The sequence below is a fragment of the Allorhizocola rhizosphaerae genome, assembly GCF_003426775.1.
In the GTDB taxonomy this organism is placed as follows: domain Bacteria; phylum Actinomycetota; class Actinomycetes; order Mycobacteriales; family Micromonosporaceae; genus Allorhizocola; species Allorhizocola rhizosphaerae.
In genome coordinates, this window is sequence record NZ_QJUG01000069.1 from 1 (window position 1) to 21,727 (window position 21,727).

Genomic DNA, 21,727 nt, shown 5'->3' on the forward strand with positions numbered 1-21,727 from the left:
CGACCCGGTCACCGCCCCATCCGAGGCTGCCGCCGCATCGCCCGCCGCATCGCCCGCCGAGGCCGCCACCGCCCCATCCGACGCCGCCGCAGCAGAGCCCGCCGCTTCGCCCGCCGAGGCCGCCACCGCCAAAGGCCAGGCGCCCGCGAGTGTGTGCAGCAGCGACAGCTGGGTCAGCAGCCGGCCCTCCCAGCCCTCGCCCTTGCTCGGCACGGACGCGAGCGACCGCACGGCCGTGGCGAGCCCCGGCGCCTGCGCGTCGACCAGCCGGGCCGCCATGAGCTCGAAGTGCCGGTAGCCCACCTGGTCGAGCCCGGCGATGCCGTGCCGCACCTGATCGCGCAGCCACTGCCGCAGCTCCTGCACGCCACCGGCGATGCGCTCCTGCCGGGCCGCGACCGCCTTGGCCGACGGCACGCGGGTCGCGGGCGCCCTCTTCTCCGGAAACACCGCCCACTCCGGCGCGCTCGCGTCGGGGATCGCCCCCTCGACCCATGCCAGTAGCAGCCCGAGCGCGTGTTTGCACGGGCTCTTGCGGCTCGGGCACGAACACTTGAACGCGGGCCGGCTCACCTCGACGCACGTCTTATAGGGAAGTTTGCCGCTGCCCTTGCACAGCCCCCAGATCACCGAGCCGTCGCCGCCCGCCTCGCTGATCGTGCGCGACAGCCGCCGCGCCGCGATGAACGAGGCCGGATCGGGCGCGAGCGCCTGAACCTGCTCGAAGCTCCAGCGGGACGGGGTGGACACCGGGGCAGAATAGCGCGCCCCACCGACAAAATGTCGACCGATGCCGAATGCGACATGCGGCCGGCGCCAAGGCGCCGGCCGCATGGGTTATGTCACCTCGGGCTGGTGGAAAGCAGCCAGACCTCAAGATTGTGGACAGCGGCCGGGGAGGCCGCGGGGCCCAGGTCGCGGGCCTGCGCCGCCGCCGGGATCGTCAGGGCGAGCGCACCGCCCGCGAGCGTTGCCGCGGCGATGAACTGTCGCCGGGAGACTTCATTGGTCATCGCGGTCTCGTTCCCCTTTCGGGTGCGGTCAAGGAAGATTGTCGAGTACGTCCTTGGGAAGCCGTGGCTTCACGTCGTTTAGGACGAGGTTGTAGTACTTGCCTGCCGGGTCGGCGAGCTTCTCGTGTGTGCCGCTGCGGATCGAGTACACACTGTCTTTGGTCACCCGCAGGACGGGCTTGCCGTCGCCGGTCGGTGTGACCACGAACCCACGGAAGCCGAGCTTGGAATCCGGCTCGGCCACGGCCTGAAACTCCTTGGCACGACCGTCCAGGTCGCCGTAGATCTCCTCGGCCACACCGCTGCTCAGTTCGACTTTCGGATTTTCCCTGCCCGAGTACAGGTCCACCATCACGCCGTAGGCGCCGGCCGACGACGGCTTGTTCGCCGCGGTCGCGCATGCGGTCATGGCGGTCAGCAGGGCGGCCAGAGCGAGCAGGCCGACGCTGATGTCTTTGGATCGTGCCATGGGCTGATCACCTCACTGGGATGCTCCCGCCAAGGCCCCAAACAAGGCGGCCACCGGTATTGTAGTTCCCCCGGTCGGCGGTCACAGGCGCGGTAATGATGTTCCCCGAGTTGTCGCGGTTGGTGGCCGGAGTCTGGCCGGGCTTGTGGCACCAGCGCGACTGTCCATTGACGTCTGCGGTTTTGCGATACCAGTGGTAGTCGGTGCCGGGCCAGATCCACAGGTTTGACGCGATGCTGTGACCATTGCACGCCTTGGTGTATCCATCGCGGATGGCGGCTGCTTCGATGTTGTCCAGCGTCAGACTGGTGAACGTCTGGCCGCTTGCCCGTCCGGGCTGCGCGAAGGTGTTGGTCTTCCAGTTCGCGGTGTAGTTGTAGCAGTTGTTGTTGATCCGCTCGGACGTCACCGCATTCCAGAAGTCGAAGTTGGTCGAGCTGGTCGCATAGATGGTACAGGCGGCCAGCACGACGTCGCTGCGGAGCCCGATGAGATCGACGTTGTGCAGCCGCGCACCGGTGACGATCTGCTTTTCGGACTCCTCCACCGCGGCGTCGGGCACGACTCCGGCCGGTGTGGTTTCGAGCAGCCAGGACTCCGCGACCTTGGATATGTCAAGGTCGATGCCTCCGCGAACCCGGACCTCGCGATTGCCCGTGGCCGGGGTGCCGAGCAGTTTCAGTTCCGCACGGTCAAACCTGAGGATGAAGCCCCGATAGCCGAGCCGTGACTCGCCGGCCGTCGCGGCGAGCAGGGGGATGGTGCCGGCGCGCAACTGATCGATCAGTTCGTCGCGCTGTCTGGATGTCAACGTCCAACGGGGATTGGGTCTCCCCGAGAAGACGTCGAGTTCCACGCTGACCAACGCTGCCTCCTTGATGAGATCGCCTGCATGTCAATGCAGGACCTTGTCCGATGTGGACTCTGCAGCATCACCGACCCCGTCGCTCGACAGCCGCCCGAAACGCGGCTATCGCTGGACCTGCGCGGGGTCAAGGGGAGACAAAGAAGGCGCATATTCCCCGTGATGCCCTGATGTAAGGCCGTCGATTGCCATCGACAGACAGAGCATTATCGATCGACTCCATGAACGCCATAGTTTCGCCGGGCGGGAATCCGAAAATTGTGTCGCATGGGCGACAGGCGTGCGGGAACATGTGCCGATGAGCACGAGCGCACCGTTGGCCATCGGCGGCAACCGTCTACTATGGACGCAGCTGCCCGAGCCGCTCCGACACGAGATCGAGCACGGCGTCGGCGGCACGGTCGCCCGCGCGATCAGCCGGCCGGGCGGTTTCTCGCCAGGCCTGGCGTCCGTGCTTGAGCTCGATACGGGCGCGAGGGTGTTCGCCAAGGCGGTGAGCATGCAGCGCAACGAGTTCACGGCAGCCGCCATCCGCTGCGAGACCCAGGTGCTGGAGAGGCTGCCCGCGCACCTGCCCGCGCCCCGGCCCCGTTGGAACTACGACGACGGCGAGTGGGTCGTGCTCGTCACCGACGCCGTGGAGGGGCACAACCCCGCCCAGCCGTGGCAACCCGCCGAGCTGAAAATTTTCCTAGACGCGGCAACGGTTCTGGCCGAGCTGCTCACGCCCGGCCCGTTCGACGCTCCGAAGCTTGCCGACGCGACCGAGTTCCACGTCGACGGCTGGCAGGAGGCGACAGCGGGCGACACACTCCTGCACGGCGATCTGCGCTCCGACAACTTCCTCATCACCGAGACCGGGTTCACGGTTGTCGACTGGCCGTCCGTCTGCCTTGGCGCGCCCTGGCTCGACCTGCTCATCTCGCTGCCCAGCGTCGCGATGCACGGCGGTGGCGACCCGGAGGAGATCTGGTCGGCCCACCCGCTGAGCCGCGGCGTCGACCCCGGCGCGGTCGACATCGTCCTGCGCGGCACGGCGAAGTTCTTCCTGGACCGGTCCCGCGAACCCATCCCGCCGCTGCTGCCGACCATCCGCGATTTCCAACGCGCCCAGGGCGAAATCGCCGAGCAATGGCTACGAGCGCGCAGCCGCTAGGGAATAGACCTCCCGCATGGTCGCGGCGTAGCGGGCGGGCGTGTGGGCCAAGGCCCGCCCCCGCGCCAGCGCCCCGAGCGCTTGCGCCCCAACTGGATCGTTCAGCAGCCCGTTGATGGCGGCCGCAAAGGAGGAGGGGTCGGGTGCGGCCAGCACCGTCGCGTCGCCGAGCGCACCCATCCGGTGCAGCGACGGGTCGGCCAGCACGCTCGGCACCCCGGCCAGCGCGGCCTCCTGCAGCACCAGTCCCTGCGTGTCGGTCTGCGACGGGAACGCGAACACATCGGCCCCCGCATATGCCGCCGCCACCTGCGAGGGCGGCAACTGCCCGGTGATCACCACGCGATCGGCCACGCCGTGCTTTGCCAGCAGCCGATTCAGCCAGCGGTGCTCGTACACCGCGCCGATCAGCACCAACTGCGCGCCCGGCACCCGCGCGAACGCCGGGATCAGCAGTTCGATGCCCTTCTCCCGGTTGACCCGCCCCACGAAAAGCACCACGCGACCCGAAAGCCCATGGCGCGCACGGAAATCCGCGACCGCCTGGGCCGGGGCGGGTCGCTGCGGGACGGCAGCGGGTACCAGAAAAATTTTGGCGGAAGGAAGCTTGACGCGCGACAGCACGGCCGGCGTAGGCACGACGACCGCGTTGGCGTCGCCGAGCAGCAGCTGGTTGGCGGCATCCAGGATTTCATGCCGCGTCCCGGCCTTCAGCCGCGGCGCGCCCAGCCGCCGGGCATACAATTCATATAAAATCTTTAATGCCTTTGCCGGTACCCGATAAGCGTCCGCATATGCGTGCAAGTCCGTGTGATAGGTCTGCACCAGGGGCAGCCCGAGCCGACGCGCGGTCAGAACCCCCAGCAGCCCAACGGGTCCCGGCGTGTGCACGTGGATCAGCTGCGGCCCCCACTCGGCGACCCGGCGCACGTGACGGCTCATCGGCCACGCACCCAGGCGCAGGTTGGCCACACCGCACGGCATCGAGGCAACGGTCAACAGGTCGGCCCGCTCGGGATGGTCCGGGTGGCGCGGCGCCACGATCAGCCCGGAGCAGCCGTCCACGCCGAGTGCGTCCTTGAGCGTGTGCAGCGAGGCCACCACGCCGTCTCGCCGGGGCAGGTATGTGTCGGTGAAGTGGGCGACCCGCTGGATGTTCACGATTGACGACGTCGCGGTCACCGGCGCGGCGGCGTGCGCATTTAGCGTCATGACCGCGAGCCTGAGCTGGTTGCATGTCCGTCCGCGGTCGCCGAGGTAACGTCGCGATTGCCACGTCGCGAACGCACGGCCATGATGACCACGCCTGCGGCCAACAGCCCGACGGACGTAAATAGACCCAGGTGGCCATACTCGCGATAGGCGCTGCCGGCGAGCATCCCGATGGTCGTGTAGGTCACGGCCCACACGACCGCGCCCACGCCCGACCAAAACGCGAACCGCCGGAAGGGCATGCCCACCGTGCCGGCCACAAGCGGGGCGACCGCGTGCACCACGGACACGAACCGGGCGGGCACCAACACGCTCGCACCCTTGCCGTGCAGGTATGCGGTGGCGCGGACCCAGCGATGCTCGCCGAGCAGGCGCCCGAACCGGCTGTACCTGATCCGCGGCCCAACCTTGCGCCCGAGCGCATAGCCGCCCATCTCGCCCGCGTAGGTGCCCAGGGCGGCGGCGGCAAACACGAACGCGAACCGGCCGGGGGTGGAGGCGGTCGAACCGGCCAGCAGCACGGCCAGATCGCCGGGCACGAACAGCCCGATCAGCGCGGTGGTCTCGAGTGCGGTGAACAGTGAGGTGAGCGCGGCAAGATGGAGCGGATCCAGGGCGGCCAGCCAGCCCAGGACTTGATCGGCTATTCGCATAGTCCCACCCTCTCGGGCAAGCAGGCCGCAGCCAATGCGGGAAGCCCCGGAGAACCAACCTAGGGGATGCGACGTGCCGTAAGGTGGACTAGGCACTTAGCTAAGGAGGTCACGACCCCGTCGACCGCATGCTGATCGCCCAGGCGAGGTCCGACGGCCTGACACTGGTCACCCGGGACGCTGATATCCAGAAATACGACGTCAGCATCCTGACGGCATAGCTACGCAATTTTGCGTATGCCGCAGTGGACGCGGGTCGGGCACGGGCGACGTAAAGTCGCGGCGTGCGCTATATCCAGCGGCTGGCCGAGTCTCGTGGCCGCAGGCGTCTCGCCTCGGTCTCCGCCGCGACAGCGGCCGACTCCAGGCCGCGTGACCTCCTCTCGCGCCTGCCGGGCCGCCTGTCTCGTGGCCGCAGGCGTCTCGCCTCGGTCTCCGCCGCGACAGCGGCCGACTCCAGGCCGCGTGACCTCCTCTCGCGCCTGGCAGGCCGGCTGCACCCGCTCCTGTTCGACACGATGTTCGCGGTGCTCGTGACCGTGGCGGTGATGGCGGGCTCGATTCCGGCCGGGCATGAGCAGGCCGACATGCGCCCACTGGACCTTCAGGCCTGGGCGCTCCTGGCCGTGGCGGGTCTTTCGCTGTCACTGCGGCGGCGCCTGCCCTGGCTCGCGGTCGTGACGACCTTCGGGCTCACGATGACATACGTCTATCTGCACTACCCCTACGGGCCGGTCTTCCTGTACTCGATGATCGCCGTGTACTCGGCCGCCGCCTGGCGCAGCACGGCCTACGCCCTGACCATGGGCGCGCTCACGATCGGCGGGCACCTGCCGTGGTCGTGGCTCGAATACGAGCCCGACAGCCTGGCCTTCAGCCTGTTCACCGCGTCCGTGTGGCTGGTGTCGCCGATCGCGGTCGGGATGGCGGTCAAGGCACGCCGCGAGGCCGACGCGCGGGCGCTGCTGCAGGAGCGCCGGCGGCACGTCTCGGAGGAGCGGCTGCGCCTGGCTCAGGAGGTGCACGACACCGTCGGGCACAGCCTCGCGATCATCAGCGCCAACGCGGGCGCGGCCCTGCACGTGCTCACCCGGACCACCCCGCACCCGCAACTCGAAGAGTCGTTGCGCGCCATCCGCACGGCCAGCGGCAGTGCCCTCGACGAGCTGCGGGCGGTGCTCGCGGCCCGCCCCTCGAAGGGTCTGGCGTCCCTGCCCGACCTCGTCGCCGCCACCAACGTCAACGGCCTGCACGTCTGCATGTCCACAGTGGGCAGTCCGCGCCCGCTGCCGGACCCGCTCGACCTCGCCGCATACCGCATCGTGCAGGAGTCCCTCGCCAACGTCGTGCGCCACGCCAAGGCCCAGCACGCCACCGTGACCGTCGCGTTCGAGCCCAGCCAACTCACGCTGCGCGTCACCGACGACGGCGTAGGAGGCCCACCCGGCCCCGGCGGCACCGGCCTGGCCAGCATGCGCACCCGCACCACCAAGCTTTCCGGCACCTTCTCGGCCGGGCCTGCCCCCGATCGCGGCTTCGAAGTGCGCGCGGTCCTGCCCTACGAACCGGCCGGTACGCAATGATCCGGGTCGCGCTCATCGATGATCAGGCGCTGCTCCGCCTGGCCATGCGCACGCTCGTCCAGGTCGAGCCGGACCTGCGACTGTGCGGCGAGGCGGAGAACGGCGTCGAGGGCCTGGAGCTCATCCGCCGCGAACGCCCCGACGTGGTGCTGCTCGACATCCGCATGCCGCAGATGGGCGGCCTGGAGTTGTTGCGGCGCAGCGACATCCCGACTCGGTTCATCGTCCTGACCACGTTCGAGCTCGACGAGTACGTCTTCGAGGCCCTGCGTGCCGGCGCGTCCGGCTTCCTCACCAAGGACGCCGAGCCCGACGAGATCCTGCGCGCCATCCGGGTCGTGGCCGCCGGCGACTCACTCCTGTCGCCCGCCATCACCCGCCGGGTCATCCAGCGCTTCACCGGCGGCGGTGCGAGCACCGGCCCGGCCCTGCGCCCGCACCCCGACCTTCACCTGCTCACCGAGCGGGAGCGCGAGGTCGTCTCCTGGGTGGCGACGGGTCTGTCCAATGATGACATCGCGTCGGCCTTACACGTCTCGCCCGCCACCGTGCGCACCCACGTCTCCCGCGCCCTGATCAAACTCTCCGCCAGAGACCGTTCCCAACTGGTCGTCATCGCGTATCAGTCCGGCCTTTCCATCCCCGTTGTGTGAAGCATCCCCGTTGCGTGAAGCATCCCCGTCTTGAAACATCCCGTTGTCGAAACATCCCGCTGTCAAAGATCCGGCTTTGTTGACACATCCCCGTTCTTGAAAAATCTCCATTGTCTTCAGCGATCTCCGCGGTGACTGACACCCGCGAAGAACGTGACAGTAAAGCCGCGTCCGGTCACCCGTCAACGGCCGAAAAGACCGACCGCACCACCGTATGGAAGGCGGGCGCAACCCCTTCCCTGAAGGTCACGCCCGCATATATGTGCGAGGGCAGGACTCCCCCCGAGCCCCGACTGCTGCTAGCCTCGCCGGACCAATTCTGGTGGCACACCCGCGCCTTCCGATAGGGGCGGACTGTCTGCAGACGTCTGCAGACGCAGCCGCCCGGGCCACCAGGAACCGCGCCCCACGTGCAGCACCAAGCCCGGCACGAGCAGCGTCCGCACCACAAACGTGTCCAGCAACACACCCACCGCGACCACGATGCCGATCTGCATCATGAACACTATGGGCATCATCGCCAGTACCGCGAACGTCGCCGCCAGCACCAGGCCCGCACTGGTGATGACCCCGCCCGTGACCTCCAGCGCCCTGGGCACCCCGCGAGCGTGCCCCATCCGCGCGACCTCCTCCCGCGCCCGCGTCATGAGGAAGATCGTGTAGTCGACCCCGAGCGCCACCAAGAACAGGAAGCCCATCAACAACACGGTCTTGTCCACGGCCGCGAACCCGATGGCCTCGAAGATGAGCGCCGAGGCGCCCAGCGCCGCCCCGAACGACAGCACCACGCTCACCAGCAGCAGCACCGGCGCGACCACCGCCCGCAGCAACACGACCAATACCACGAACACCACAAGCAGAATCAGCGGGATGATCAGGCGCAGATCGCGGTCCATTGTGGACTGCTTGTCCAGTTCCTGCGCCGTCTCGCCCCCGACAACGGCCGCCGGCAGCGCCGCCCGGATCCGGGCCACCGTGTCGCGAGCCGCCGGCCCGCTCGGATCGTCGGACAGGACCACAGGCACCAGCGTCCAGCCATGCAGGCCAGGCGAAGGCTCGTCCACCCGCGCGACACCCGGCACGCCCTCCAAAGTGGACCGCACCGCCGCCGGCTCCTTCGTGAAAACGTCCACCGGGCTCGACGATCCGGCCGGATAGTGCGCCGCGAGCAACTCGAACCCCACCACCGACTCCGGCTTGCTGACGAACGCGTCCTCCCGCCCGAGCGCGGTCGACAGCGCCGAAACGCCCACGGTCAGGCCCACCAGTGCCAGCGCAGTCACCATCCACACTGGACCCGGACGCCGCGCCACGATCCCGGCCACCCTCGACCACAGGCCGTGCGACTCCCGCACGGTACCCCCAAATCGAGGAATCAACGGCCAGAAGGCCCAGCGCCCCACCAGGACCAGCAGCATCGGCAGCAGGGTCGTCATGGCAAGCAGAGCGCATCCGATGCCGATCGCCGCCACCGGCCCGAGCCCGCGCGTCGAGTTCATGTCGGCAAACACCAGGGTCAGCAACGCCAGGATGACCGTCGCGGCCGACGCGACAATCGCGGGCAGGCTTTCCTTCAAGGCGGCCCGTATCGCCGCGTGCCGGTCCTCGTGGCGTTTCAATTCTTCCCGGTACCGCGAAATGAGCAGCAGTGCATAGTCCGTCCCCGCGCCGAACACGAGCACGGTCAGGATGCCCGCGCTGGCCCCGTCGACCACGAGCCCCAAGTGCTTGGCGCACAGGTAAACCAGCGCGTTGGCGAGCTGGCTCGCCGCGCCCACCGCGATCAGCGGCAGCAGCAGCAAAACCGGGCTCCGATAGGTCAACAGCAGCAACAGCGCGACCACCGACACGGTCACGATCAGCAGGGTCTCGTCCAGCGCGTCAAACGCCCCGTCGAAGTCGGCCGACGCGGCCGGGCCTCCGGTCAGCCGCGCGTCCAATCCGGACGGTCGCCCGGAGTCGACCTCCGCCCGCACCGTGCCGAGCACGCCCGCTATCGCGTCCTCCTGCACCTGTGCCTGCGTCAGCGGCACGATCAGCAGCAGCGCCCGCCCATCCTCGGCTGGGATCGGGCCCTCCCCGCGCAGCGCCGCGGCGTCGGCCGCCACGGCCGCGCGATCCTCCGCGGTGACGCCCGCCTGCCGCGCATACACCACGAGCAACGACTCATCCGACGGCGGCATGAGATCGAGCGCCCGGGTGGACTGCGCGGTCGCGGGCAGCCAGTTGCGCAGGTCATTGGTTTCCACGTCGCCGACCCGCCCGGCGAACATCGACGCCACGATGGCGATCAGCAGCCACGCCCCGACGGCGGGCCATTTCACAACACGCATGCCGCAAACGCTGCCCCTTGGCCGCCGTCGCGCACGTCAGCAGATCCACGACTGTGCCGCTACGCAAATCTACGTACGATTCGAAGCGTGTCTTTTTTGCTGCGGGTGCCCGTCGATGAGACCGGCGCATACTTCGAGGTCGAGGTCGACGAGCGGGACGTGTCCGGCGAGGTCGAGCTGGTCGCCGGCCGCCCCGACATGGCCAACGCCCCGTTCTCCCTGGCCTCCTCCCTGCGCAGCGTGCTGCCGGCGCTGCACGTGATGCTCGACGGGCTGCGTTCGCTCGCACCCGGTCCCGACGAGGTGACTGTCGAGCTTGGACTGAAGGTGGGCGGTGAGAGTGGGCTGGTGTTCGTCAAGGGCACCAGCGAGGCCACCTTCACCGTGCACTTGACCTGGCGAAATGCGACCTGAGCACGCGATCGCCCGAGTCCGGCGCGCCGCCGACCGCAGTCCGGTCGGGCTCGCGTTCGCCGTGGGCGGGCGGTTCCTCGTGACCTGCGCCCACGTGGTCAACGCGGCGCTGGGCCGCCCGCTGCGCGAGGCGAGCCCGCCCGAGCAGTCTGAGCTGCAGCTGGTGTTCCCGTTCGGCGACGGGCTCAAGGGGCATCAGCCGTTGCGCTCGGCCAGCGTGGCGGTGTGGCTGCCCAGCGATCCCGACCGGTTCGACCTCGAAGACGTCGCCCTGCTCGAACTGCACGAGGACCTGCCGCGCGGGGTTCCGGTGCTCCGGCCGGCCACCGACATCAGGCACGCCGCCGTGCAGATGGTCGGGCCGGTGCCGAAACGGGCCCATCACGTGCACGTCAACGGTGAGCTGATGGGCGCGGTCGACCGCAGCCGGTTTCACATCGACGAGCGGCTCAGCGGCGTCTTCCGGGTGGTCCAGGGATTCAGCGGAGGCCCTGTCTGGTACCAGGAAAGCGGCAAGGTGGTGGGGATGCTGCAGGCCGCAAGCGTCGATGACAGAGCGACCGACGTCTACATCATCGGCCGCGACACCATCCGCGAGGTCTACAGCGCGTTCGGCCCGCGCAAGGCGGTCGAGATCGACGGCGTGGCGCTCGGCTCGACCGTCCTGTTCGGAGTGGCCGGGGCGCTCGCGGCCGTGAGCAAGGTTGGCTGGTCGTGGATGGCGCTTGCGGCGGGTCTGGCCGTCGCCGGCGTCGTCTACGCCGTGGGGAGGTTGGTCCGATGAACAAGCGGCTGGTGGCCCTCGCGGCCACGGGCGTCGTCGCGGTGGTCGCGGCATATCTCGTGCTGCCCGATCGGGGCGGCGGCTCGGGCTGTGCCCCGCTGGAGGTGAACACCTCGGTCGAGACCGGCAAGATCGAAGCGATCCAGGCGCTTGCCAAGGAATACAACGCTTCCGGGCGCCGCGCAGGCGAGCACTGCGTGGAGATCAGCGTGCACGCGACGAGTTCGGGCCGGGCCAAGCAGGCCCTCTCGGAGGAGTGGACCACCCCGGTCGAGGGCGCGCCGAAACCCGACGTCTGGCTGCCCACCACGTCGCTGTGGGTCGAGTTGCTCGTGCACGAGGGCAAGCTCGACGGCATGCCGACTCCGCTGCCGTCGATCGCGCAGAGCCCGCTGGCCATCGCCATGCCCGAGAAGATGGCCCGCGCCATGGGCTGGCCCGCGACGCAGGTGAGCTGGCGCGAGATCCTCAAACGTTCGGAGGAGCCCACCGGCTGGGCCCAGCACGGGCACCCCGAGTGGGGCCGCTTCGGCTTCGGCAAGGACAACCCCCGCAAGTCCAGCTCGGGCCTCGCGGCAACAGTCGCAACGTATTACGCGGCCACGGGCAAGTCCAGCGACCTGCGGGTCGCCGACATCGACGACAAGAACGTGGCGGCGTTCGTGCTCGGCGTCGAGGCGGGCGTGCACCACTACGACGATGACGCCACGAAATTCCTCCGGACGCTCGGGCAATACGACGAGGCGGGCAAGGCACTGACCTACGTGAGCGCGATCCCACTGGAGGAGCAGCTCATCTACGAATACAACCTCGGCGGATACACGGGCGGGCGCAAGCCCACCGAACCCTTGGTCGCGCTGTATCCCACCGACGGCACCTTCATGCTCGACCACCCATACGTGATCATGCCGGAGCTCGACCAGGCCCGCAAAGCGGGCGCCGCGGACTTCCTCGCCTACCTGCTCGAAAGGCAGCCCTTGGCCGACAAGGGTTTCCGGCTGCCGAGCGAGGACAAGGCCGAGCTCAAACACGAGATCCCGGGCATGCTCAAGCTCATCGACCAGAACAGCGTGCGGCACACCCCGTCCGGCGCGGTCATCGACCGCATGCTCCAGGCCTGGGACACCATGCGCAAGCAGGCCGACATCCTGTTCATCATCGATGTGTCCGGTTCCATGGAGGAGACAGTGCCCGACGGGCGCCAGCGCATGCAGGTGGTGCAGGACGTGCTCATCGCGGGCATCGACAACCTGCCACCCGTGCACAACGTGGCGCTGTGGACGTTCTCCGACGGGATCAACCACGTGCTGCCCCTGCGATCCGTGGCCGATACCCGGCAACAGCTGCGCAACACCATCACCTCGCTGGAGCCCAAGGGCGCCACGGCCCTCTACCGCGCGGTGCGCGAGGGCCACCGCGACATGGCCGCTCGCGTCTCGAAGGACCGCATCACCGCCGTCATCGTGCTGACCGACGGGAAAAACGAGGACACGCTCGACAACAACCTGCCCCGGCTGCTGGCCGACATCGATTCCATCACCCTCGAAGCCGCAGGCAGGCCGTCCGTGCGCGTCTTCTCGGTCGCGTTCAGCGGGGACGCCAACTTCGCCGACATGAAGCAGATCTCGGAACGCACCCGCGGCCGTGCCTACGACGCCACCGAGAACGACCTCAACAAGATCTTCGTGGACGTGATCAGCAACTTCTAGCGCCTGATCTTGGGCAGCACATACCAGAGCAGCACATACGTCGTGACCACAAACGCGACCATGGCCGAGGCCCACCAGTGATCGATCGCCACATCGAGCGCGAAGTAGACCGCACCCGCGACGGCAAGGAGCATCGCGAACAGCCCGGCCTGCGCCATCCGCGACGCCGCCCGCACGAGCTCGGGCTTGCGCCCCTGCCGGAACACCTGCCGGTGATAACTCACCGGAGCGATCATGAAAGCCATCGATATGGCAGCTGAGATGAGCGTAAATACGTACACGCCGCGCTGGACAGGCGAAGTCTCCTCAAAGAAGCGCGCTGAGAACGGCAGCGTCAGCAGGAACGCGAACAGAATCTGCCCGCCCGTCTGGGCCACCCGCAACTCCTGCAGGAGCTCACTGAAGTTGCGATCCCAGCGCTCCAGGCTCGACTCGTTCCTCTCCTCCGCCATGGGAAATCCATACCCAATCGGAGCGAAGATCAAGCCTCCGGCGGGGGCCTCGGGAGCTCCGGGGAGGGAACCCTCCCGAACCCCCGAGGCCCCCGCCTGAGGCGCTCGGGTCATGCGTTGGTGAGCAGACGTGACACCGCGCGCTCGGCCTGCTGCCGCGACAAGCCCGGCCGAATGATGACTCCGCTCCGATAGAGCTCCAGCACACGCGCGTCCACATACGACTTCCGCGCGATCGCGGGTGTGTTTCCCAGTAACTCGGCCGTGTCGCGCATGGCCTGCGCGATGACCCGGCGCTCGTGCGTGACGCCGCGTGCCAGGCCGGACTCCGCGAGCGACATGGCCGCGGCCACCGTGCCGAACCAGGTGCGGAAGTCCTTGGCCGTCATCTCCAGGCCACTGCGGTCGCGCAGGTATTCGTTGACGTGTTCACTGCGCACGTCGCGCCAGCCGCGCCCCTCGCGATAGGCCAGCAACTCGGGGTTGGCATCCCGTCTGCGTAGTAACGATGTCAGCACCCGCGCCAGCGCGGCATCGTCCACATCGAACTCCAGAGTGCCCCCACCCTTGCCCGCGAAGCGGAACGAGATGCGCTCCCCGCGCACGATGACATGCTCCCGTCTCAGCGTCGCAAGGCCGAACGTCGCCTCACCCAGAACGGGATCGTCCTGGGCGTACGACTCGCCGCCAATGCGCAACGCGGCGGAGTCGAGCAGACGGGTGGCCGCCGCGAGCGCCCGCTCCCTGGGCACGCCTTCACCGTCCAAATCGGCCGCGACCCGCTTGCGCAGCCGGGGCAACGCGCGCGCCACCTCCAGCATGTGCTCAAATTTTTCGGCATCGCGCTTGGTGCGCCACTTCTCGTGGTAGAGATACTGTTTGCGGCCTGCCACGTCCACACCGACCGCCTGGATGTGCCCTGCCGGATCGGGACAGATCCACACCTGTTGCCACGCGGGCGGAATCACCAGCGCCCGGATCCGTGCCAGCGTTTCGGCATCGCCGACCGCGCTGCCGTTGAGGTGATAGGTGAAGCCTTTCCCGCGCCGTCTGCGGCAGATCCCCTCCGCACTCAGGTCACTGCGCCGCAATCGCACACCCCAGTCGTACCCGTCCTAAAGGCTCAGGAAACCGGCCTACGCCATTCGCCATTGGCGACGCAAGCCTTCCCACAGCACCTCCCGCCGTTGCTCCAGTCTGATGTGGAACTCCTCGATCTCGTGCCGCACCGCGGCGTCGGTCCGGCCGAGTTCTTGAGCCAGCGGAAGTGCTCGCGGACAAACTGCTCCAGACCGTCTACGCTTCCCACGCACAGACCCCTTCGTCGCATGGGGCGGCGCCGATTCTGCCGCCCGCTGCCTAAAGAGATGCCGCAGGCTACCTAATCTGTGAAGTTAGCCTAGTCAAGGACGCGAGGCAACGCCCGCACGCTGAGCCCATTCCGAGGTTATTCAGAGCTGATTCATAGGTTTCTCCGATAGGACGAGACCCGTGCCGAAAGTGCTGGTGGTAGACGACGAGCCCAACATCTGTGCCCTGCTGTCCGCGACGCTGCGGCTGGTCGAGTTCGAGGTGCGGGTCGCGCACGGCGGGCGGGAGGCGCTGAGCGCCGCCGAGGTGTTCCAGCCCGACATCGTTGTGCTCGACGTGATGCTGCCCGACATGGACGGGTTCGAGGTGGCCCGCAAACTGCGCGACAAGGGCCAGAACACGCCCGTGCTGTTCCTCACCGCCCGGCACGCCGTCGAGGACCGGATCTCCGGGCTCACCGTCGGCGCCGACGACTACGTGACCAAGCCGTTCAGCCTGGAGGAGGTCGTGCTGCGGATCCGGGCGATTCTGCGCCGGGCCCGCGTCGGCGAGCCGGTCGACGACGGCGTGCTGCGCTACGCCGATCTGGAGATGGACGAGGACGCGCACGTGGTCCGCCGGGCCGGAACGATAGTCGACCTGTCTCCGACCGAATTCAATCTTCTGCGATACCTCCTCGACAACGCCGGCCGGGTCGTGTCCAAGGCGCAGATCCTCGATCGGGTGTGGAACTACGATTTCGGCGGTGACGGGCGCATCGTCGAGTCCTACATTTACTACCTCCGCAAGAAGGTGGACCGGTGGGACCCGCCGCTGATCCATACGCTGCGCGGGGTCGGATACACGTTGCGCATGCCGCGAGGGATGCAAGAGTGATCCGCCCGTGGCGCAAGTGGACGCTGCGCTCGCGGATGGTCGTGACCATCGTCGGGCTCGCGGCCACCGCACTGCTGGTGACGACCATCGCGGGGGTCGCGGGGCTGCGCCACTACCTGACCGAGCGGCTCGACAACGAGGTCAAGCGGCTGATCCAGCTGGCGACGCGCCCACCCGATCTCCGCCTGGGTCCCGCATTCCCCCAGGGCGTCGGCGATCCTGCCATTTTTATCCGGTACCGAGCCAGCGGCGAAGTGCTTCCGGGACCGCGCAACATCGAGGAGACCGAGGGCCCCCGGCTGTCGTTCGACGAGATCAAGCGGCTGGCCGGGACCGGGATCACCACGTTGTCCAATCCCGACACCGGGCAGCGGTTCCGCGGCCAGGTCGTCGTGGCGCCGAACGGGACCTACGCGATGGCGGCGATTTCGCTTGCCCGCGTGGACAATACGGTCAACCAGCTGACCGCGATCGGGCTCGGGGTGAGCGGGCTCGTCCTGCTGCTGCTGGGCCTTTGTTCGTACCACATCGTGGGTTTGGGTCTGAAACCACTGACCAGGATGGAGCAGGCCGCAGCGGCCATAGCCGACGGCGATCTGACCCTACGCGTGCCCGACACCGATCCGCACACCGAGCCGGGGCGGCTCGGGCTGGCGCTCAACACGATGCTCGGGCGCATCGAGAGCGCGGTGGCGGCGCGGATCGCCTCGGAGCAACAGTTGCGCCAGTTCCTCGCCGACGCGTCGCATGAGCTTCGCACGCCGCTCACCTCGATTCGCGGGTTCGCGGAGCTGTACCGGCGAGGTGGCGCCCTGTCCAAAGTAGAGCTTGACGAGACCATGGTGCGCATCGAAAACGAGGCCGCGCGGATGGGCCTGCTCGTCGAAGACCTGCTCCTGCTGGCCGCGCTCGACGAGGAGCGACCACTGCGCCGCGGCAAGGTCGACCTGCTCGCGATCGCGGCCGACACGGTGCGGGACGCGCACGTGCGCAGTCCACATCGGACAATCTCGTTGGCGGAGTTCGAACCGGTCACGGTCTCCGGCGACGAACACCGATTGCGCCAGGTCACGGCCAATCTCGTCGCCAACGCCTTGCAGCACACCCCGACCGATGCGCACGTGACACTGCGCGTGCGGCTCAACCCAAGTCTGGAAGGCACACCGGTCGCCGCGGTCGGCAACCCCGTCGCCACACCGGCTGCGGTCGTGGAGGTCAGCGACACCGGCCCCGGGGTGCCCACGGAGCACGCCCAGCGCATCTTCGAACGGCTGTACCGCGCCGACCCACACCGCGCCCGATCCCACGGCGGCGCGGGCCTCGGCCTCGCCATCGTGGGCTCCATCGTCAAGGCCCACAACGGCCGCGTGGAACTTCTCACCACCCCCGGCTCCGGCTCCACCTTCCGGGTAATCCTGCCCGTGGCATGAAACCCTGCATAGTTAATGATGCAAATGAGCCCGCGGCCGGCGGGCCGGGTCGAAAAGTCGGTTGTTCACCAGGGCACGGTGCCGTTGTCGTCAAAGAATGCGCCGGTCGGGCCGCCGGAGTCGAGCAGGGCCAGCCTGGTCGCGATCTGCGCGCCCTGGGCGGCGGTGCGTGGGCCGGAGTGGCCGTTGAGATCGGTGGCGCAATAGCCGGGCGTCACCGCGTTGACCTTGATAGGCGTGCCGTGCAACTCCTTGGCGTACTGCACCGTCACCATGTTGAGCGCCGTCTTCGACACCGGGTAGGCCAGGGCGCCCAGCTGCCACAGATCATCGTTGGGATCGCCCATCTTGGTCAGCGAGCCCACCTCGCTGGACACGTTGACGATCCGGCCGGCCGGCGAACGCCTGATGAGCGGCAGGAAGGCGTTGGTCACGGCCACCACGCCGAACACATTGCTCTCGAAAACGTCGCGCATCGTGTCGAGCGAGGTCGTGCTCGGCCCGTCGTATGTTCCTCCTATCGCGGCGTTGTTCACAAGGATGTCCAGCACCCCGTGCTCGGCCTCGATCTGCTTGGCCGCCGAATCCACCGACGCGGCATCGGTCACATCGAGCCGAACGAACGTCGTGCCCAGCGCGGCAGCCGCCGCGGCACCGCGCTCCGCGGAGCGCGCCCCGATCACAGCGTTTACCCCACGGGCCAACAACTCGCGTACGGTCTCGAAGCCGATGCCCTTGTTGGCACCCGTCACAAGTGCGATACGTGTCATGCCGCAACGGTGCCCACTGCCGGGGCGCCCAAGAAGGGACTGTCAATCCCTGTATCGGGAGTCCCACCCGAGGCATGCTTGCTGTCATGGATCGTCAGCAGTTCGCCGAATTCCTCCGCACCCGGCGCAGCCGTGTCACCCCGGTCGACGTGGGCCTGCCCAACAACGGGCGGCGCCGCACACCCGGCCTGCGGCGCGAGGAGGTCGCCCAATTGGCGGGCATGTCGGTCGACTACTACTCCCGGCTGGAGCAGGCCCGCGGCCCACACCCGTCGCGCCAGGTCCTCAACGCGCTGGCCCGTGCTCTGATGCTCACCGCCGACGAGCGGGCCCACCTGTTCCACCTCGCGGGCGAGCAGCCGGCGCCCGCCCGCGGGCCGCGCCAGGACGTGCCCGAGGGCATCGTGCACCTGCTCGCCGGGCTCGACTCCACACCCGCCTATGTGCTCGACGCGAAGTACGACATCCTGGCGTGGAACCAAATGTTCGAGATTCTGATGGGCGGCATGGAGCGCGGCAACCTCATCCGCTGGACCTTCGCCGGCGACGGATGCACCAAGGACGACTTCGCACGCGCCTCCGTCGCCGATCTGCGTGCGGCGTCCGCCCGGTACCCAGATGACAAAGGCATCCAGGATCTCGTGGCGGAAATGTTGGCCTGCAGCAAGGAGTTCGCCGACATCTGGGCCGATCACGAGGTCGTCGTGCGCCGCGACATGCACAAGTCATGGGTGAACCCGATCGTCGGCTCGCTTGACTTCCTGTGCCAGGTGCTCCACATCCCCGACGGCGACCAGCGCCTGGTCCTCTACACCGCCGCGCCCGGCTCCAGGGCCCAGACCGCCCTCCACGAGCTGCGCGCGCTGACTGACAGAGACCGCGTAGCGTGACCAATTGCGCCGGCGCAGGGGAGAAGCAGATGACCGTCTGGCGTCGCGTGGGGTGGTTGTTCGTGGCAGCGACTGCATGCGCCGCAACCGTTTCTGGATGTGGTTCGGCGTCCACCGGTCGGGCCTCATCCGAGGCGGTGGTCAACACGGTGCGGGATTTTGCCGGACCGGACGCGAAGGTCTACGAAAGCCAGGTGCGGGTCAAAAACGCTGACGACGGCAGCTTTCGCTGGATTCCCATGGTGGTGGCGTGCAAACCCGAAGGTGGCTGCCAGGTGGTCGCCCCGGACGGCGCGGGCTATCCGGATTTGCAGGCCTTCGTCGACGACACCAAGCTGATCGATCCCGGCGACCAGGTCACCGGAAATGCCAACATCGCCTCCCCTGACGCGCCGGTGCGGACCGAGACGTTCGTCAAGCGGTCCGGCCTGCCCCTGGCCTGGGTCGCAGGCGGCGCGCTGCTGGTGTTGCTTCTCGCCGCGGTGTGGCTGAACGCGAGGAGCCGTCGCCGCCGATCCGACGAACAGACGCTGCGCGCCTGGGAGACGCCCCCGGGTCAGGAATAGCGGGCCACGACCGCGTAAAAAGCCATGCACGCGTTCCACGAAGACCACGGATAGTAACATCAGCACTACCAGCAGTGGCAGTCCGAGGGGAGCGTCCTTGTGGTCTTCGTCGTCGAGTTCCTTCGTGCCCCGCGCCGCACCGGCGCCTTGACGCCCAGTTCACCGTGGTCGATTCGGGCACTGCTGGATGAGGCGGAGGTGACCCGCGCACGCCACGTCGTCGAACTCGGAGCCGGAACCGGTGCCATCACCAAGGCACTGCTTGAGCGGATGCCGCCCGACGCCAACCTCATCTCCATGGAGGTGAACCCGGTCTTCTTCGCCCGCCTCGAACGCCGGTTCGCCGCCGACCGGGTGACCGTGGTGTCCGACTCCGCGGAGGACCTCCCGCAAGTCCTCGCCGAACAAGGGTTCGACACGGTGGACCGGGTTGTCAGCGCGCTGCCGTGGACGACGATGCCGCACAGCGAACAGGAGCGCATCGTCACGGCCATCGCCAAGGTGTTGGGCGACGGCGGCCGTTTCAGCACGCTGATGTGCCGGCATCGCGCCGCCTCAGCGGGCGCCCGCCGCTTCGAACGCCTGCTGCACTCCCACTTCGGGACCGTGCGGCGCGGCCGCACGGTGTGGGCCGAAATCCCGCCCATGTTCGCCTATCACTGTTCGCTGTCGGCACGGCCGGACTGACGTGCTGGTCCTCGGAATCAACTGCTGCCTGTCCCCGGCCGCTGACGATTTCATGGCCCAGCGGTGGGAGTTGTGCTTCCACGACGCGTCAGCGGTGCTCTTGCGCGACGGCGAAGTCATCGCGGGCATCGAACAGGAACGGCTCAACCGCGTCAAGCACACGACGGCGTTCGCTGGGCAAGCCATCCGCGCCTGCCTTGACGCAGCGGGAGCCAAGCTCGGCGACATGGACAGGGTGGCCTTCTTCTTCGCTGAGGAATACATCGACCGAGAACTGTTCCACCTTTACGCCTGCAATCCCGGGCTACCGCTGCGCTGGAGCCGGCAACTGCTCGCCGCGAGATTGCGGGAGGACTTCGACACCGACTTGGCCGACGACAAGCTCCAGTTCATCGAGCACCACACCGCCCATGCGTACTCCGCCTTCCCGCAGTCCGGCTACGACGACGCTCTCGTCGTGGTGATGGACGGCGCGGGCGAGGACAACGCGATTTCGGTGTACGACGCGCACGATCGCACGGTTCAACCGCTGACCACCCATGAAGTCAGCCGCTCGCTAGGCATGCTCTACCTGGCCGGTACCAACCTTCTCGGCTATGGGCTCGGCGACGAGTACAAGGTGATGGGCCTTGCCCCATACGGCAATCCGGCCACATACCGGCAGGTGTTCGGCTCGCTCTACGAACTGCGCCCAGACGGTGACTTCCGGCTCGACCACACCCGCCTGTTCTCTACCTTCGCGGCGGCGGCCTTTCGCCCCAGGCGGCGCGGTGAACCCTTTGAGCCGCAACACATTGACTTCGCCGCGGGACTCCAGGAAACCGTGGAGTCCATCGGCTGGCACGTGATCAGTCATTGGCAGCGCGTCACCGGGCACCGCCACCTGGCCATGGCCGGTGGCGTGGCCCAAAACTGTACCCTGAACGGCCGCATCCTGCGCGGCGGACGCTTCGACGACGTCTTCGTGCACCCGGCAGCGCATGACGCCGGCGCCGCGCTAGGCGCTGCCATCAAGGCCGGCGCGGACCTCGCCGGCACCTTCCCACGGGCACGCGTGCGCGAAGTGTTCTGGGGAACGCCCGTGCCGCCCCGCGAAGACGTGCTCCGCCTACTGGAGCGGTACAAATCCTTCCTCACCGTCGACCGATCCGACCACGTGACCCGCGACGCGGCCGCGCTCCTGGCCGCGGGCAAGGTGATCGGCTGGGTGCAGGGCCGGTCCGAGTTCGGCCCGCGTGCGCTGGGCAACCGCAGCATCCTCGCCGACCCGCGCCCCGCCGCCAACCGCGAGCGGGTAAACCGGATCATCAAGCAGCGCGAGGGCTATCGCCCGTTCGCGCCCTCGGTGCAGGCGGAGCACCTGCGTGACTACTTCGACTTCCCTGAGGGTGCGGCCGTCCCGGACTTCATGGTCTTCACCGTGCCGGTGCGGGAGGACAAGCGGGCACTGCTCGGCGCGGTCACCCACGTCGATGGCACCGCCCGTGTCCACGCCGTCGCCAAGGAGGTCAACGAACGCTACTGGCTGCTGCTGCACGAGTTCGCTCAGCGCACGGGCGTGCCCGTCGTGCTGAACACCTCGTTCAACAACCACGCCGAACCGATAGTCGACTCCGTCGAAGACGCGATCCAGTGCTTTCTCACCACCCAGCTGGACCATCTCGTCATCGGCGATCTCATGGTGTCCAAACTGGACTGGACCGAAGCGGACCTGTGCACGCTGGCTCCGACGGCCCGGCCACACACCGAACATCCGGTGCTCAGCCGGGCCGACGGGGCCCGTTCGCTGCGCGAGCTGGGCGTCGCGCCGGGTTCGCCCGTGCTCGACGAGATCCGCCGGCTCTGGAGCGATCGATACGTCACGCTCCGTCCAACCCCCTAAACCGCCGGCAAAGGGATTA

Annotated in this window: 22 protein-coding genes and 1 pseudogene; 13 read left to right on the forward strand and 10 right to left on the reverse strand. The window is 68.1% G+C overall.

Annotated elements, in window-relative coordinates; translation table 11 throughout:
• The 4 genes from DM816_RS42630 to DM816_RS16880 form a co-directional block, all read right to left on the reverse strand.
• On the reverse strand, positions 1–750 hold a 750-nt coding region (locus DM816_RS42630; RefSeq protein ID WP_162907554.1), incomplete at its 3' end, for an SWIM zinc finger family protein.
• A gap of 92 nt (positions 751–842) precedes the next feature.
• The gene (locus DM816_RS16870; protein ID WP_117211191.1) at positions 843–1,013 is read right to left on the reverse strand and encodes a twin-arginine translocation signal domain-containing protein; all 171 of its coding nucleotides are present in this window, start codon (positions 1,011–1,013) and stop codon (positions 843–845) included.
• 28 nt (positions 1,014–1,041) lie between these two features.
• Positions 1,042–1,482 carry a hypothetical protein gene (locus DM816_RS16875; protein WP_117211192.1) on the reverse strand — a complete coding sequence of 147 codons (441 nt, stop codon included), beginning with the start codon at positions 1,480–1,482 and terminating at the stop codon, positions 1,042–1,044.
• 7 nt (positions 1,483–1,489) lie between these two features.
• On the reverse strand, positions 1,490–2,293 hold the full coding sequence (locus tag DM816_RS16880) for a hypothetical protein (RefSeq protein ID WP_162907555.1): 804 nt from the start codon (positions 2,291–2,293) through the stop codon (positions 1,490–1,492).
• A 352-nt stretch (positions 2,294–2,645) separates the two neighbouring features.
• Here DM816_RS16880 and DM816_RS16885 point away from each other — a divergent pair, with 352 nt between their 5' ends.
• The gene (locus DM816_RS16885; RefSeq protein ID WP_117211194.1) at positions 2,646–3,503 is read left to right on the forward strand and encodes a phosphotransferase family protein; all 858 of its coding nucleotides are present in this window, start codon (positions 2,646–2,648) and stop codon (positions 3,501–3,503) included.
• On the opposite strand, the gene DM816_RS16890 is transcribed toward DM816_RS16885, so the two are convergent.
• Both DM816_RS16890 and DM816_RS16895 read right to left on the reverse strand, forming a co-directional pair.
• Complete coding sequence (locus DM816_RS16890) at positions 3,483–4,715, reverse strand: glycosyltransferase (protein WP_117211195.1); 1,233 nt, start codon at positions 4,713–4,715, stop codon at positions 3,483–3,485. The genes DM816_RS16885 and DM816_RS16890 overlap by 21 nt on opposite strands.
• On the reverse strand, positions 4,712–5,368 hold the full coding sequence (locus tag DM816_RS16895) for a DedA family protein (protein ID WP_117211196.1): 657 nt from the start codon (positions 5,366–5,368) through the stop codon (positions 4,712–4,714). Before DM816_RS16895 ends, DM816_RS16890 begins: the two co-directional genes overlap by 4 nt.
• Positions 5,369–5,493: 125 nt before the next feature.
• Between DM816_RS16895 and DM816_RS45520 the strand changes: the two are divergent.
• The 3 genes and pseudogenes from DM816_RS45520 to DM816_RS16910 form a co-directional block, all read left to right on the forward strand.
• Positions 5,494–5,589, forward strand: a pseudogene (locus tag DM816_RS45520) (PIN domain nuclease); the annotation flags it as partial.
• 63 nt (positions 5,590–5,652) lie between these two features.
• Positions 5,653–6,951 (forward strand): sensor histidine kinase, encoded by a 1,299-nt coding sequence (locus DM816_RS16905; RefSeq protein WP_117211197.1) that lies wholly within the window; start codon positions 5,653–5,655, stop codon positions 6,949–6,951.
• Positions 6,948–7,604 (forward strand): response regulator, encoded by a 657-nt coding sequence (locus DM816_RS16910; RefSeq protein WP_117211198.1) that lies wholly within the window; start codon positions 6,948–6,950, stop codon positions 7,602–7,604. Before DM816_RS16905 ends, DM816_RS16910 begins: the two co-directional genes overlap by 4 nt.
• 299 nt (positions 7,605–7,903) lie before the next feature.
• Here the strand turns inward: DM816_RS16910 and DM816_RS16915 are convergent, their stop codons facing one another.
• Positions 7,904–9,937: an MMPL family transporter gene (locus tag DM816_RS16915; protein ID WP_117211199.1), complete on the reverse strand. Its 2,034-nt coding sequence runs from the start codon at positions 9,935–9,937 to the stop codon at positions 7,904–7,906.
• Between the two features lie 87 nt (positions 9,938–10,024).
• On the opposite strand from DM816_RS16915, the gene DM816_RS16920 reads away from it, so the two are divergent.
• The 3 genes from DM816_RS16920 to DM816_RS16930 are packed head-to-tail and all read left to right on the forward strand — an operon-like array spanning position 10,025 to position 12,844.
• The gene (locus DM816_RS16920) at positions 10,025–10,351 is read left to right on the forward strand and encodes a CU044_2847 family protein (RefSeq protein WP_162907556.1); all 327 of its coding nucleotides are present in this window, start codon (positions 10,025–10,027) and stop codon (positions 10,349–10,351) included.
• On the forward strand, positions 10,341–11,135 hold the full coding sequence (locus tag DM816_RS16925; protein WP_117211201.1) for a trypsin-like peptidase domain-containing protein: 795 nt from the start codon (positions 10,341–10,343) through the stop codon (positions 11,133–11,135). Before DM816_RS16920 ends, DM816_RS16925 begins: the two co-directional genes overlap by 11 nt.
• Complete coding sequence (locus tag DM816_RS16930) at positions 11,132–12,844, forward strand: vWA domain-containing protein (RefSeq protein ID WP_117211202.1); 1,713 nt, start codon at positions 11,132–11,134, stop codon at positions 12,842–12,844. The genes DM816_RS16925 and DM816_RS16930 overlap by 4 nt, the downstream gene beginning before the upstream one ends.
• On the opposite strand, the gene DM816_RS16935 is transcribed toward DM816_RS16930, so the two are convergent.
• Positions 12,841–13,296, reverse strand: a complete 456-nt coding sequence (locus tag DM816_RS16935; RefSeq protein ID WP_117211203.1) for a DUF6328 family protein — start codon at positions 13,294–13,296, stop codon at positions 12,841–12,843. The two genes, DM816_RS16930 and DM816_RS16935, sit on opposite strands and share 4 nt — an antisense overlap.
• 110 nt (positions 13,297–13,406) lie before the next feature.
• The gene (locus DM816_RS16940; RefSeq protein ID WP_117211204.1) at positions 13,407–14,393 is read right to left on the reverse strand and encodes a DNA topoisomerase IB; all 987 of its coding nucleotides are present in this window, start codon (positions 14,391–14,393) and stop codon (positions 13,407–13,409) included.
• 394 nt (positions 14,394–14,787) lie between these two features.
• On the opposite strand from DM816_RS16940, the gene DM816_RS16945 reads away from it, so the two are divergent.
• Both DM816_RS16945 and DM816_RS16950 read left to right on the forward strand, forming a co-directional pair.
• The gene (locus DM816_RS16945) at positions 14,788–15,483 is read left to right on the forward strand and encodes a response regulator transcription factor (protein ID WP_117211205.1); all 696 of its coding nucleotides are present in this window, start codon (positions 14,788–14,790) and stop codon (positions 15,481–15,483) included.
• The gene (locus DM816_RS16950) at positions 15,480–16,913 is read left to right on the forward strand and encodes a sensor histidine kinase (protein WP_246001996.1); all 1,434 of its coding nucleotides are present in this window, start codon (positions 15,480–15,482) and stop codon (positions 16,911–16,913) included. The genes DM816_RS16945 and DM816_RS16950 overlap by 4 nt, the downstream gene beginning before the upstream one ends.
• 65 nt (positions 16,914–16,978) lie before the next feature.
• Here the strand turns inward: DM816_RS16950 and DM816_RS16955 are convergent, their stop codons facing one another.
• The gene (locus DM816_RS16955) at positions 16,979–17,683 is read right to left on the reverse strand and encodes an SDR family oxidoreductase (RefSeq protein ID WP_117211206.1); all 705 of its coding nucleotides are present in this window, start codon (positions 17,681–17,683) and stop codon (positions 16,979–16,981) included.
• An 86-nt stretch (positions 17,684–17,769) separates the two neighbouring features.
• On the opposite strand from DM816_RS16955, the gene DM816_RS16960 reads away from it, so the two are divergent.
• The 4 genes from DM816_RS16960 to DM816_RS16975 all read left to right on the forward strand — a co-directional run bounded on the left by DM816_RS16960 (position 17,770) and on the right by DM816_RS16975 (position 21,708).
• On the forward strand, positions 17,770–18,573 hold the full coding sequence (locus DM816_RS16960) for a helix-turn-helix transcriptional regulator (RefSeq protein WP_117211221.1): 804 nt from the start codon (positions 17,770–17,772) through the stop codon (positions 18,571–18,573).
• A gap of 29 nt (positions 18,574–18,602) precedes the next feature.
• The gene (locus DM816_RS16965) at positions 18,603–19,139 is read left to right on the forward strand and encodes a hypothetical protein (RefSeq protein WP_162907557.1); all 537 of its coding nucleotides are present in this window, start codon (positions 18,603–18,605) and stop codon (positions 19,137–19,139) included.
• Positions 19,140–19,238: 99 nt separating this feature from the next.
• Positions 19,239–19,826 carry a class I SAM-dependent methyltransferase gene (locus DM816_RS16970; RefSeq protein ID WP_117211208.1) on the forward strand — a complete coding sequence of 196 codons (588 nt, stop codon included), beginning with the start codon at positions 19,239–19,241 and terminating at the stop codon, positions 19,824–19,826.
• A gap of 1 nt (position 19,827) precedes the next feature.
• Positions 19,828–21,708: a carbamoyltransferase family protein gene (locus DM816_RS16975; protein WP_117211209.1), complete on the forward strand. Its 1,881-nt coding sequence runs from the start codon at positions 19,828–19,830 to the stop codon at positions 21,706–21,708.
• The last annotated feature ends 19 nt before the right edge of the window (positions 21,709–21,727 follow it).

Bases quoted from the DNA above. Each gene is read 5' to 3' on its own strand.
- DM816_RS16965 (WP_162907557.1), top strand. From the start codon at position 18,603: ATGACCGTCTGGCGTCGCGTGGGGTGGTTGTTCGTGGCAGCGACTGCA.
- DM816_RS16875 (WP_117211192.1), bottom strand. From the start codon at position 1,482: ATGGCACGATCCAAAGACATCAGCGTCGGCCTGCTCGCTCTGGCCGCC.
- DM816_RS16890 (WP_117211195.1), bottom strand. From the start codon at position 4,715: ATGACGCTAAATGCGCACGCCGCCGCGCCGGTGACCGCGACGTCGTCA.
- DM816_RS16930 (WP_117211202.1), top strand. From the start codon at position 11,132: ATGAACAAGCGGCTGGTGGCCCTCGCGGCCACGGGCGTCGTCGCGGTG.
- DM816_RS16925 (WP_117211201.1), top strand. From the start codon at position 10,341: ATGCGACCTGAGCACGCGATCGCCCGAGTCCGGCGCGCCGCCGACCGC.
- DM816_RS16915 (WP_117211199.1), bottom strand. From the start codon at position 9,937: ATGCGTGTTGTGAAATGGCCCGCCGTCGGGGCGTGGCTGCTGATCGCC.
- DM816_RS16885 (WP_117211194.1), top strand. From the start codon at position 2,646: ATGAGCACGAGCGCACCGTTGGCCATCGGCGGCAACCGTCTACTATGG.
- DM816_RS16910 (WP_117211198.1), top strand. From the start codon at position 6,948: ATGATCCGGGTCGCGCTCATCGATGATCAGGCGCTGCTCCGCCTGGCC.
- DM816_RS16960 (WP_117211221.1), top strand. From the start codon at position 17,770: ATGGATCGTCAGCAGTTCGCCGAATTCCTCCGCACCCGGCGCAGCCGT.
- DM816_RS16935 (WP_117211203.1), bottom strand. From the start codon at position 13,296: ATGGCGGAGGAGAGGAACGAGTCGAGCCTGGAGCGCTGGGATCGCAAC.
- DM816_RS16870 (WP_117211191.1), bottom strand. From the start codon at position 1,013: ATGACCAATGAAGTCTCCCGGCGACAGTTCATCGCCGCGGCAACGCTC.
- DM816_RS16895 (WP_117211196.1), bottom strand. From the start codon at position 5,368: ATGCGAATAGCCGATCAAGTCCTGGGCTGGCTGGCCGCCCTGGATCCG.
- DM816_RS16955 (WP_117211206.1), bottom strand. From the start codon at position 17,683: ATGACACGTATCGCACTTGTGACGGGTGCCAACAAGGGCATCGGCTTC.